Below are 12102 nucleotides of genomic sequence, written 5' to 3'. Positions count from 1 at the left end.
AGCTACTCGAAGGATCACTCGATGGCCGTCTTCATTTCACGACGCCACACCTGCTGACCAGGTCAAACTCGTACACCACTTCCGCGGACGCAACCGCCGTGTAAGCCGCTCGGTTGAGCTTCGCAGTGAAACTGGCGCCCTGCGGGACGCTGGCGCACGCTTCCACTTCCGCCAGCAAGTGACGCAGGAGCCGTTCCGCGGAGCCCTGACCGCCGCCGGCCTGGATGACGGCTTGGCGGGCGCGGGGCGGCACCGGCGCCGCGGGCGGCGGGACGCTTGCGTGGATCGGCGAGGGAGTGTGGCCGGTGCGGATGAGGTCCTGAGCCAGCCAGGCGGGCAGGGGCGCCGGCTCGCGGCACTCCCCCACGACGGTGTAGGAGCCGTCGCTGGTGCGGGTGCCTGGGGCCACGATGTACCCCCCGTGGGCGCGCACATCAACCTGCCAGGCAAGTGCGCGCGAGGGAGCGGAGCCGGTGGAGCACTGGAAGGTCTGACCGGGCTCGGCCCGGTACCAGACATGCAGCCCTCCTGACGGGGTCCGCACCCGGAGGGTGGAGGTGTCCTCGGCCGGGTGAGGGGCCCGCCGGAGCGCGGCCAGTAGCGCCAAGGTGTCGAAGCCGGTCTGGAGACCGGTCAGGTCGACGCGAGGATCAATCGCAATACCGGGCAGCAGTCGGTTGCGGCATCCGGGCCGATCGGGTGCTGTTGCTCCTCGCGGTGCCGGGGCTGGTGTACTTCCTGGTCTTCCACTACGGCGCGCTCTTCGGGAACGTGCTGGCCTTCATGAACTACATCCCGTTCCTCGGGATCCAGGGCAGCGAGTGGGTGGGCCTGGCGCACTTCGAGCGCATGTTCGCCGACCCGGAGTTCTGGAACGCGGTGACGAACACCCTGTTCATCGCCCTGCTCCAGCTCGTCTTCTTCTTCCCCGCCCCGCTGGCCCTGGCGCTGCTGCTGCACAGCATCGTCGGCGACACGGTCAGGAAGTTCGTGCAGAGCGTGGTCTACCTGCCGCACTTCCTGTCGTGGGTGATCGTGCTCGCGCTGTTCCAGCAGATGCTGGGCGGGGCGGGCGTGGTCAACGGCTGGCTGTCGGACCTGGGCGCGGGCGGTATCTCGATCATCGGCAACCCGGACGCGTACGGGCCGCTGGTGGTGGCGCAGCTGGTCTGGAAGGAGTGCGGCTGGGCCACGATCATCTTCCTCGCCGCCCTGTCACAGGTCGATGAGCAGCAGTACGAGGCCGCCGCCATCGACGGCGCGGGCTGGGGCCGCCGGCTCTGGCACGTGACACTGCCCGCCATCCGGCCCGTCATCGTGCTGCTGCTGGTGCTGCGGCTCGGCGAGTTCCTGTCCATCGGCTTCGAGCAGTTCTTCCTGCAGCGCCAGTCCGTCGGCCCCGAGACCGGCGAGGTGCTGGAGACGTTCGTCTACTTCACCGCCTTCGCGGGCGGCGACTTCGGCTACGCCGCCGCGGTCGGCCTATTCAAGGGCGTGATCGGGATCGTGCTCATCTACACCGCCAACAAGGTCGCACACCGGCTCGGCGAGCAGGGGGTCTACAAGGCATGAGCGTCACCGGTGCACCGGCCTGGATGGGCCGGCCCAGCCCCGCCGTCCGCGCGCTCAAGGCGGTGGCGCTGACCGTCGTCGTGCTGCTGGTGCTCTTCCCGCTCTGGACGGTGCTGGCCACCAGCCTGGCCGGCCCACAGGACGTCATCGACAACGGCGGCTGGGTGATCTGGCCGGCGGGGCTCTCCTTCGACGCCTACGCCGACATCCTGGCCGGCGGCATCATCACCCGCGCCCTGGTCATCAGCACGGGCATCACCCTGGTCGGCACGGCGCTCAGCCTGGCCTGCACCATCGCCCTGGCGTACACGCTGAGCCGGCCGAAGGTCTACGGCGGCAAGCCGATGCTGCTGCTGGTGCTGTTCACCTTCCTCTTCCCGCCCGGCATGGTGCCGCTGTTCCTGGTCGTGCAGAGCACCGGCCTGGTCGACCAGTACGCGGCGCTGATCCTGCCCTTCCTGGTCAACGTGTTCAACCTGGTCGTGATGCGCGGCTTCTTCCAGTCGATCCCGCAGGAGCTGATCGACGCCGCCCGGATGGACGGCGCCGGCGAGCCGGCGATCCTGCGCAAGGTCGTGCTGCCGCTGTCGAAGGCGGTGATCGCGGTGATCGGCCTGTTCTACGCGGTCGCGTACTGGAACCGCTTCTTCGAGGCGATCATCTACTTCAACGACCAGGCCATGTGGCCCATCGGCACCGTCCTGCGCCAGTACGTCACCGGCGGCGCCTCCCTCGCCGAGACCTCCGGCGAGCTGGCCGCCACCTCGCCGCAGTCCGTGCAGATGGCCGTGGTCATCCTGGCCACGCTGCCGATCGTCTGCGTCTACCCGTTCCTGCAGCGCTACTTCGCCAAGGGCGTCCTCACCGGCGCGCTCAAGGCCTGACCTCACACCCCCCCACCAGCTCTTTTCGGCGACACCGCCGAGAGAGGAGTTCGTCATGGACAACAACACGATCGGCCGCCGCGGCCTGCTCAGGATGGCCGGCGCCGGCGCGCTCGGCCTGGCCGCCGCGCCGCTGCTGTCCGCCTGCGGAGGCGGCGCGAGCCCTTCGGGAGGCGGCGTCTCCAACGCGGGCAAGCAACTGGTCCCCTGGCCGGCGTACGTGCCCTTCGCCGGGCCGAAGCCGGACGCCCCCGGCGACGACACCGGCGTGCAGAACCTCTACCTGAAATATCCCGAGACCCTCGCCCAGTCGGTGAACGACACGGTCGGCGACGGCTCGAAGGTGACCGCGCTGGTGGTCACCTTCGGCCCGCCGCCCACCCCCGTCACGCAGAACCGGTACTGGCAGGCCATCAACAAGGCGCTCAACGTCGACCTCCAGGTCACGGTCGTGCCCGACCCGGAGTACGGCCAGAAGATGACCACCCTGATGGCCTCGGGCAGCGACCTGCCGGACATCATCATGTTCACGAACCTCGCGCTGCCGCACTCCCTGGAGTTCATCCAGGCGCAGTGTGCCGACCTGTCGGAGTTCGTCGGGGGCGACGCCGTCAAGCAGTTCCCGAACCTGGCCAACATCCCCCCGCACGCGTGGAAGGGCATGGGCCGGATCAACGGCAGGATCTACGGCATCCCGCTGGAGCGCCCGACCCCGGCCAACAGCCTGTTCGTCAACCGCACCGCCATGAACGAGGCGGGCATCCCCAAGACCTGGACGACCGAGCAGTACCTCGAGGCCATGAAGGAGCTCAGCAGCGGCCGCAAGTGGGGGCTCGGCTGGTACAAGACCCTGTTCGGCGGGCTGGGCTCCATCACCTTCCACGCCGGCTCGCTCGGCGCGCCCAACACCTGGTCGCTCTCGAACGGCCAGTTCGCCACGACCCTGGCCACGCCGCAGTTCGAGGAGGCCCTCGGCCTCATGCGCAAGCTGGTCGAGGCCAAGTCGGCGCATCCCGACAGCCTCACCGTCAGCTCCACCGACATGCAGACCTACTTCCACAACGGCACCGTCGCGTCCATCCAGGACGGCTTCGGCTCCATGTCGCTGACCACCCTCACCAAGATCGACAAGCGGTACGAGCTCGACCTGGGCTACCCGTACGGCCCCTCCCCCACCCCCTGGCAGGGCGCCGGCATGTTCGGCTACGTCACCTTCAAGAAGGCCCCCGCCGACCGGATCAAGCTGCTCCTGCGCATCTCCGACTACCTCAGCGCGCCCTTCGGCACCAAGGAGTACGAACTGGCCAACTACGGGGTCGAGGGCGTGCACTTCACCAAGGAGGACGGCGGCATCAAGACGCTCGACCTGTTCCAGACCGAGAACAACAACACCCTGCCCTTCCGGTACATCGGCACCGCACCGTCGGTCCTCTACCTGCCCGGCTACCCCGAGACGGCCCAGGCCACCTACGACTGGCAGAAGGCGACCCTGCCCCGGAGCATCCCCAACCCGGCCAACGGCCTGCGCTCGGCCACCCAGGTGAGCAAGAGCGCGCAGATGGGCCAGATCATGGGCGACGGCATCGCGGCGATCACCTTCGGCCGCAAGCCGCTGTCGGCGTGGAAGGACGTCGTCACCCAGTGGCGGAACGCGGGCGGCGACCGGGTGGCCGAGGAACTCGCCAAGGAGCACGCGGCCGCGCAGTGAGCCTGATGAGCCTGTTGACCCGATGGGCCCGAAGAGCCTGATGAGCCTGAGCCGCCCGGCTGCCGAAGCCGGGCGGCTCGTCTCACGAAGGAGGGCTCAGCCGCCCGCGTAGGTGATGTTCGGTGCGGGCGGCTTCGTCATGCCCGCCCCCAGGAAGTAGTCGACGTGGTGGGACTGCAGGTAGCCCTTGAGCGTCATGCCGTTGCGGTAGGCCGGGTTGTGGGCGAGGGTGTAGAGCCTGGTCGTGGTGGGCCTGTCGGTGGTGAAGACGATCAGCTGATCGTGGGCGGCGTTGGTGTACACGACCTCCTCCCGCCAGTCGCCGAACAGGTCGCCGACCAGGGCGGGGTTGGGGCCACTGGCGTTGACGGCGCCGTAGTGCGAGGTGGTGAGCAGCCGGGGCAGGCCGTTGGTGGGCTTGGGGTCGGCCGGGTTCCACTTCTCGAACTTGCCGTCGTTGAGCAGCTCCATGGTGAGGTCCCCGTCCCACCACAGGCCGAGGTGCGGCCACGGGCGTAGCGAGGTGTCGGGCTCGGTGAGCTGGTTGCTGCGCGCGTTGTAGAGGCCGGAGAAGGACCAGACCTCCATGCCGGGGAAGCGCGGGTCGATGTCGCCGGCCATGCCCCGGCCGACGTCGCCGACGCCGTCCTCGACGTGCTGCCAGAGCATGACGCCGGTGCGGGCGTTGTAGTAGTACTCGCGCAGGCCGCTCGGGTTGTTCTGCTGGACGCCGTAACCCTGCAGGCCCACGCGGTTCGGGTCCATCTTGGCGATGTGGAAGCGGTCGCCGTGGACGATGCCCTCGTCGGCCAGCGAGTAGCGCAGGCTGCCGTCGCCGTTGAGGACGAACCCGATCTCGGCGACCTCGTCCTTGCCGTCCTCGTCCACGTCCACGATGCGGGTGTTGTGGCCGTCGGCCATGTCGCCGTTGCCGCGCAGCCACTTCCACTGGTTGGACAGGCTGGTGCCGTTGAACTTCCAGGCGGTCATCATGAGGTTGAAGTCGCCGGTGCCGACCCGGTTCTTCATGTACGCCACGAGGCTGTTACCGGTGCCGTCGAGGGAGCCGATGCCGAAACGGGCGTACATCGGGCCGTCGGCCAGGTAGTCCGTGGGCACCGGTGCCTTGGCCCTGGGCGCGCCCGTCCGGCCGTCCAGGATGGCGATGGACTGGCGGACGTTGTCGCTCTCGGTGTGCCTCGACCCGTCGCCGAAGGTCACGCCGTTGGCGACGCGGACCGCCACCTCGGCGCGGCCGTCGCTGTCGAGGTCGCCGACCGTGACGCCGTCCCAGTGGCCGACGTCGACGGTGGCCGAGCCGCCCTCGATGTTGTCCTGGTTCGTGCTGTTCGGGCCGAGGTTGACCGACCACAGGAACGTGCCGTCGCGGCGGTACGCCTCGATCGTCTGCAGGCTGGTCTGGCGGTCGATGACGTAGTCGTACTCGCCGTCGCCGTCGAGGTCGCCGGCCCAGACGAACTTCACGTTGCCTCCGGCCCGCAGCGGGATGCGCACCACCGGCTCGACGGCGTGATCGGCGGTCAGCGTGAACGCGCCGCTGTCCGCCTGTTCCGTGCCGTTGATCACCGGGCGTACGCGGTAGCTGTTGGACCTGGTCAGGTCCGCGCTGGAGTCGGTGTAGTTGGTGCCGCCGGTCAGCACGCCGGGGTTGAGCTTGACGTACGAGCCGCCGGCCGTCGAGCGGTAGACGTTGAAGCCGATGCCGTCGGGGTCGAGCCCCAGCAGCCGCCAGGTCACCAGGACGCTGGTGCTGCTGGAGCGCACGGCCACGACGCCGCGGCCCAGGTTCTCCATCGGGCGGGCGGCGACCGCGGCGGTGCTCGGCGCGGCCGGCACGGCGACCAGCGCCGTACCGGCCGCCAGGATCGCCGCGGTGATGATCACGCCTTTGTGCGGGGCGTGCATGGTGCTCTCCTTTGCGTCGGGGGGTTACGCGGGAGTTGGTCGCCTGCGTCGGGAGTTACGCGGGGAGTTGGTCGCCGACGAGGGCGAGGCACTGGATGGCGGCCAGGCCGTACTGGGCGGAGGCGTTGGTCGACAGGTCGGCCTCGTCGACCGGCTTGAGGACCTTCGAGCCCTCGATCCGCCTGGACGCGAAGTCGTGCGCCTTCGGGTAGCCGGCGTGGCCGGTGTCGAACTCCTTCCAGGCGCGGGCGGCCAGGCCGGCGTCGCCGAGCTTGGCGGCGGCGTACGCGGTGAGCCGGGAGTGGGCCTGCCGGAGGTTCTGGTTGCCGAACGACTGCCCGGTCTCGGCCTGCTGCTCGGCGGCGGTGCCGTTGTAGAGGCGGCAGTACTGCAGCCACGCGTTGGTGAACGCCTGGTCGCCGGTCAGGGAGATGACCTCGCTGCACACCTCGACCAGGCCGAACACCGCGCCGAGCGAGCCGACGCTGACCGCGGTCCCGTTCGGCTTGAAGGTGCCGTCGTCGAGGTCGTACAGGCCGCTGCCGCGGACGAACCCGTTGGGCATCGCCGCGATCGTGCGCATGCCGTTGAGCAGCTTCTCCTTGGCGACGGGGTCGCCGCCGCGCTCCCACTCCGTCAGCCAGGCGAGCGCGAGTCCGCTCCAGTCGGTGCCGGTGCTGACGCCGAGGGCGTGCGGGTCGGGCTCGTACGGCTCGGTGCGGATCTTGCGGATGGGGTCGAGGACGAGGAACGTCTTGTCGGAGTCGACCAGGTCGCGCAGCAGGTCGCCGACGCGCTCGTCGGCGGTGAGGAAGTAGTAGAAGCGGCGGTAGCCGGCGTTGCTGATGCGGGCCTGCTTGGCGCTGTCGGCCCAGTGCTGCACGCCGTGCCGGGTGCCCAGGTCGCGCCACTTGCCCAGGTGGTAGACGTCCACCTCGCCGGTGTGGCGGGTCATGGCCTCGGCGAAGCGGAACGCCTCCGCCTTGCCGGTGCGCAGGTAGTGGTACCAGAGCCACAGGTCGGTGGACAGCTCGGAGTTGTCCCAGGCGTAGCCGCCCACGTCGTAGCGCCAGACGTGCCGGTCGCCGTCGTAGCTGTGCATGACGTCGCCGTAGTCCCAGAAGCCGTACCAGGACCGCTGGTCGACCTGCTCGCTGTGGTACTTGAACATCAGGTCCAGGCGGTCCTCGATCAGCTTCCTGGCCGGGGTCGAGCGGTCCACCGGCGACCAGTCGCCGAACACCCCGGCGGCGTGCAGGTGCGCGGGAGGCGCGACGATCAGCGGGGGCGTGCGGACGGCGTCCGTCAGCTCGGCGATCTGCTCGGCGGCGGGGGTGGCCGCCAGCGCCCAGAACATCAGCTCCGTGGTGCGGGCGATCCCGTACGGGGTGCCGAAGCCCGGCTCGTAGTCCTCGTACGTGATCTCCAGGCCTTCGAGCTGCTCCGGGTAGGTGTCCTGGCCGAGGCCGTCATGGTAGAAGCGCAGGTCCATCGCCCCGGCCTCCGGCGACCACAGCCACACCGTCACCTCGGCCCGGTCGCCGGCCGCGCCGCGGATGTCGAGCTGGGTCGGGTGCAGCTGCCAGAAGTTGCGCATGCCGAACGCGAACCCGCCCTCCGGGCTCCCGACGTAGCTGAGACCCCCGGCCCGGCCGCCCGCGTCCACCGGGATCCAGCCGTGCCCGGCCTTGGTGCGCTTGCGGATCTGGAACCCGTCCGCCGACAGCTGGCGCAGCGAGTAGTCGCCGAAGGCCGGGATGAGGTGCAGGCGGGAGCTGACCCGGGTGTCCCAGGTCTCCACCGCCGGGGTGGCATGGCCAGCCACCTGCGCCTGGCGCACGGCCGCGCCCGGATCGCGCCGCAGCCCGGTGATGCCGCGGACGGCCTCCGCCAGCACGCCGTCGCCGGGACCCGCGAAGCGTACGTGCCGGTTGTACAGCTCGCCGCGCATCGGCACCTCGAACCGGATGCCCAGGCCCCGGATGAAGTCCTGCTGCTGGTCGCCGTCGTAGACGAAGCTGTGCACGGCGCGGACGCCGTCGCTGCCCGCGTAGAAGTAGAGCCGCACGGTGAACGGCAGCCACGACCGGTTGCCGTGCCGGTGCCTGCCCTCGATCCTGACCACCGCGCGGACCGGGCCCGACTGCTCGACCGTCACCTTCTCCGTCCGGCCGGCGAACTTCTCGGTCTTCACCGACCCGGACTCGTCGTCGTCGATCCCGTCCTGGCGCAGGCAGACCAGCTCTCCGTCGCGGGCGATCTCTGTGGTGCCCCGGAGGAGCGAGCGGACCAGCTTGTCACCCTTTTTCGGGATCCGGCATGTGATCACGCCCGTGGCCACCTCGACCTCGTCCCGGCCTTCCTTCACCGTCACGGCGGTCGCGGGCGCGGCGGGGGTGCCGGCGGCGAGCACGTACTGCTCGGCCGGGGCCACCTCGGTGCCGATGGCGTGCGCCGTCCACTTGAGCGTCCCGTCCGGCCAGTACGCCGTCGCCCACGTCTGCACCGGCACCTGCTGCCCGGCCGCCGTGCGCAACGCGAACGCCTGGTCCTTCGGCACCACGCCCTTCGGCCACGCCACCCCCCACGTGGACCCGGCCGCCAGCCGCTTGGGCGCACCGGCCTCCAGCCACTTGAGCTGGACACCGTCCTCCAGCGGCCCCGCCGCCGCGACCCGCCGCGCGTCCTCGGCCCGCGCCGGTCCGGCAGCCAGGCCGAGCTGCCCGGCGGCACCGACCGCCGCCGCGCTCAAGAGCAGATTCCGTCGGGACATCATCGCCATGGGGGGCTCCCTGCAGGGTTGGCGTAACAAGGGTGAAACGGCCAGTTGTTTAACCGTTTACTAGGAACTGATCGCAGCATGTGGAGAATCGCCTGTCAAGTAGCGGATTCTCCGCTGGATACGCTTCAAGCAGAGGACTTATGCGCGATTGGAGACCACGGGTGACCAGGCAACTCCACGACTGCTGGACACGACGGCACGCGTGAGGCACGGTCGCGTGGAAGCGGTTTACCCAGGCCGGGGCGGAAGCTCCCGGCCTCCCGGAGGTCTCACCGGTCCAGGCGCCGCCCGCATCCGTGAAAGCCCGGGTGCGGGCGCTCGCCTCGGCGGCTCTCGGCCAGCGCCGTCATCTTGTCCTCCGACGGGGAGCCGGTCGCCGGGGTGTAGACCACGAGGTACAGGTCCGGATCAGCGGTCGGGGCGAACGACTCCCAGTTGAGCGTCACCGTGCCCACCTCGGGATGGCGGATCTGCTTGACACCGTACGTACAGTACGTCACCCGATGATCGGCCCAGTGCCGGGCGAAGTCCGCGGACCGCGCGAGCAGCTCGTCGACCAGCTCCTGCGGCCGCGGATCGTTCCCGGCCCGGCCCAGGGCACCCCTGAGCCAGGCGGTGCACTCCGTCGCGATCGCCTCCCAGTCGGCGAAGACCTCGCGCGCCTTGGGATCGAGGAACACCCAGCGGATCTCGTTCCGCTCGGCGCGCGGCATGGCCTCGAAGTCGTCCAGGAGGACGACGCCCATCCGGTTGATCGCCACGATGTCCAGGACCTCGGTCACCAGGAGGGCCGGCACCGGGTCGAGCACGTCCAGCATCATGCGCAGCGCCGCCCGCGCCCGGATCGGGGCACGGGCCGGCTCCTCCGGGGCCTCCGGCCCGTCGTTCAGCAGCTCGCGCAGGTGGCGGAACTCCTCGGAGGTCAGCCGCAGGACGCCGGCCACGGCATGCAGCACCTGGTCGGAGACGTTGCCGACACGCCCCTGCTCCATCCTGGTGTAGTAGTCGACGCTGACCCCCGCGGCCAGGGCGAGCTCCTCGCGGCGCAGCCCCGCGACCCGCCGGCCGTCGGCTCGCCAGGGCAGGCCCACGTCTCCCGGGGAGACGCGAGCCCTCCTGGAACGCAGGAAGTCGCGCAGCTCGCCTGGCCGCCTCATCTCGCCAGTATGCATCCGCGCAGGTAAAGCAGGGTCAGAGCGTCAATCAACAGGTCCTCATGGTGACGCGGGTTCACCTGGGCGCGGAGCGCCGGAGCCGCTCTCCGAACCGGCTCGTGTCCAGGACGGCGGGCGACGGGTCGGCGAACAGCTGCAGCTGCTCGATGACCTCCTGGAGCCGGCTCACGGCGCCGATGGTCCGGTCCAGCAGCCTGTCCAGGTCGATGTTGCCCGGGTTCAGCCGGGCCTCCTCCAGCTCCACACGCAGCGCGGCGACCGGCGTACGCAGCGCGTGCGCGGCGTCTTCGCTCAGCCGGCGCTGTTCCTCCAGCACGTGCCGGTACGATCGCGCCTTCGGTGTGGTGATGGTGCACATTCTTCGGTTCCCCCGTTCCGAGCAGTGACCCGCGGTCACACATCCAGTGAAACGCCTGGAATCCCCCGCACACATACGCCAGCTGGCCCTTCCGAAACTAGGTCTCGCCAGTACCACCTTCGCGAGACCGGCGGCTGACGCCACATGACGCCACATGACGCCATGCTTCAGGCCAAAGGGACTTGCTATGACGCCATCATGGTGTCATAGTGACGTCATGGACCTTGCGCCCTATGTCGATCACCTTCGCCGCGAACTGGCCATCGCCGCCGCGGCGGGCGGCGAGGAAGCCCACGCGCTGGGCGAGCGGCTCGCCGCCACGCTCGAGTCGGCCACCCGGCTCGCGTTGCTGGACGCCCTGTCCGCCGCCGCGGACGAGATCACCCATGACCTCGCGCCGGGCTCGGTCGAGGTGCGCCTGCGCGGCCGTGACCCCAGCTTCGTCGTGACGCCACCGCTGAGCGGCGGGTCGTTCCAGGAGGAGGACGAAAGGAGCCGGCCGGCCGCGGCGCCCCCGGCTCCGCCGCCACCGCCGGACACCGAGGAGGGCGGCACGTCCCGGATCTCGCTCCGGGTGCCCGAGCACCTCAAGCCCCGCATCGAGGAGGCCGCCGCCCGCGACGGGCTGTCGGTCAACGCCTGGCTCGTCCGCGCGGTCTCCGCCGCGCTCGACACCGGCAAGGAGGACCGCCGCTCCGGCCGGGGCCCGGCCCAGCAGTCCGCTAAGCGATACAGCGGCTGGGTGCGCTGATGATCATGCCAACCTTCGACGCGGGGACCACGATGCCGACTTTCGACACTCCCGAACCCATCCTCGTCATCATCGACTCGGCGACCGCCACCATCCGGATCAACGCGAGCGATCGCCCCGACACCGTCGTGGAGATCCGCCCGAGCGACGAGCTCAACGACGCCGACGTGCAGGTCGCCCAGGCCACCGAGGTCGAATACGCCGACGGCAGGCTCCTGGTGCGCACCAACAAGGACAGGGCCGGTTCGTCGTACGGCTGGGGCCTGTCGTTCGACAAGCTCGTGGAGTCGCCCGCGAACTGGGCGCGTTCACTGCTGGTCGGGGACGGCTCGGTCGACGTGACGATCGACGTGCCGTCCGGCTCCCGCGTGACCGCCAAGGCGGGAGCGGGCCTGCGCTGCCGGGGGCCGCTCGGCGAGGTGACCTTCACCAGCCAGTACGGCGACATCCGGGTCGAACAGGCCGGCCGGCTGCGCCTGAAGACCACCCACGGCGACATCTCGGTCACCCGCTCGTCCGGACACGCCGACATCACCACGACCCACGGCGACATCCGCGTCGGCGAGATCGACGGCACCGCGGTGCTCGGCAACTCTCACGGAGAGCTCCGCCTCGGCGAGATCACCGGCGAGCTTCGGCTGCACAACGCTCACGGCGACATCACCGTCGACCGCGCCCTGGCCGGCGTCGTCGTCAAGACCGCGTACGGCAGCGCGCGGATCGGCGAGGTGGTGTCCGGCGCGGTCGTCATGGAGACCACCGGCGGCGGGCTGGAGCTCGGCATCCGCGCGGGCAGCGCCGCCTGGCTCGACGTGAGCTCGCAGTACGGCACCGTGGACGTCGCCCTCGACCCCAGCGACGGCCCCGGCCAGTCCGACCACATCGTCGAGGTGCGTGCCCACACCGCCTACGGCGACATCGCCATCCACCGTTCCTGACGACCAAG

General features: G+C 70.1%; 10 protein-coding genes. 5 read left to right on the top strand and 5 right to left on the bottom strand.

Annotation, left to right across the window (positions count from 1 at the left end; all coding sequences use genetic code 11):
- Positions 1 to 31: 31 nt before the first annotated feature.
- On the bottom strand, positions 32 to 607 hold the full coding sequence (locus AB0J69_RS43780) for a bifunctional DNA primase/polymerase (protein ID WP_364130825.1): 576 nt from the start codon (positions 605 to 607) through the stop codon (positions 32 to 34).
- A 92-nt stretch (positions 608 to 699) separates the two neighbouring features.
- Here AB0J69_RS43780 and AB0J69_RS43775 point away from each other — a divergent pair, with 92 nt between their 5' ends.
- Genes AB0J69_RS43775 through AB0J69_RS43765 form a run of 3 tightly spaced genes read left to right on the top strand, consistent with a single transcriptional unit; the run spans position 700 to position 4164 of the window.
- Positions 700 to 1572 (top strand): ABC transporter permease subunit, encoded by an 873-nt coding sequence (locus tag AB0J69_RS43775; RefSeq protein ID WP_364130822.1) that lies wholly within the window; start codon positions 700 to 702, stop codon positions 1570 to 1572.
- A complete protein-coding gene (locus tag AB0J69_RS43770; protein ID WP_364130819.1) occupies positions 1569 to 2456 on the top strand; it encodes a carbohydrate ABC transporter permease in 888 nt (295 codons plus the stop codon). Before AB0J69_RS43775 ends, AB0J69_RS43770 begins: the two co-directional genes overlap by 4 nt.
- 55 nt (positions 2457 to 2511) lie before the next feature.
- Positions 2512 to 4164, top strand: coding sequence for an extracellular solute-binding protein (locus AB0J69_RS43765; RefSeq protein WP_364130816.1), 1653 nt, complete (start codon positions 2512 to 2514; stop codon positions 4162 to 4164).
- Between the two features lie 96 nt (positions 4165 to 4260).
- Here AB0J69_RS43765 and AB0J69_RS43760 read toward each other — a convergent pair whose 3' ends face one another.
- The 4 genes from AB0J69_RS43760 to AB0J69_RS43745 form a co-directional block, all read right to left on the bottom strand.
- Positions 4261 to 6090 (bottom strand): hypothetical protein, encoded by a 1830-nt coding sequence (locus AB0J69_RS43760; RefSeq protein ID WP_364130813.1) that lies wholly within the window; start codon positions 6088 to 6090, stop codon positions 4261 to 4263.
- 55 nt (positions 6091 to 6145) lie between these two features.
- Positions 6146 to 8872 carry a Tat pathway signal sequence domain protein gene (locus tag AB0J69_RS43755; RefSeq protein ID WP_364130810.1) on the bottom strand — a complete coding sequence of 909 codons (2727 nt, stop codon included), beginning with the start codon at positions 8870 to 8872 and terminating at the stop codon, positions 6146 to 6148.
- Between the two features lie 269 nt (positions 8873 to 9141).
- The gene (locus AB0J69_RS43750) at positions 9142 to 10029 is read right to left on the bottom strand and encodes a helix-turn-helix transcriptional regulator (RefSeq protein ID WP_364130807.1); all 888 of its coding nucleotides are present in this window, start codon (positions 10027 to 10029) and stop codon (positions 9142 to 9144) included.
- A 73-nt stretch (positions 10030 to 10102) separates the two neighbouring features.
- A complete protein-coding gene (locus AB0J69_RS43745; protein ID WP_364130804.1) occupies positions 10103 to 10405 on the bottom strand; it encodes a histidine kinase dimerization/phospho-acceptor domain-containing protein in 303 nt (100 codons plus the stop codon).
- Positions 10406 to 10622: 217 nt separating this feature from the next.
- On the opposite strand from AB0J69_RS43745, the gene AB0J69_RS43740 reads away from it, so the two are divergent.
- Complete coding sequence (locus AB0J69_RS43740) at positions 10623 to 11156, top strand: toxin-antitoxin system HicB family antitoxin (protein WP_364130801.1); 534 nt, start codon at positions 10623 to 10625, stop codon at positions 11154 to 11156.
- On the top strand, positions 11156 to 12094 hold the full coding sequence (locus AB0J69_RS43735; RefSeq protein ID WP_364130798.1) for a DUF4097 family beta strand repeat-containing protein: 939 nt from the start codon (positions 11156 to 11158) through the stop codon (positions 12092 to 12094). Before AB0J69_RS43740 ends, AB0J69_RS43735 begins: the two co-directional genes overlap by 1 nt.
- Positions 12095 to 12102 lie beyond the last annotated feature (8 nt).

Origin of the sequence: Nonomuraea sp. NPDC049709, assembly GCF_040674815.1 — a bacterium.
GTDB lineage: Bacteria > Actinomycetota > Actinomycetes > Streptosporangiales > Streptosporangiaceae > Nonomuraea.
The sequence above is the reverse complement of the archived record's forward strand: the minus strand, read 5'-3'. Positions and strand labels throughout refer to the sequence as shown.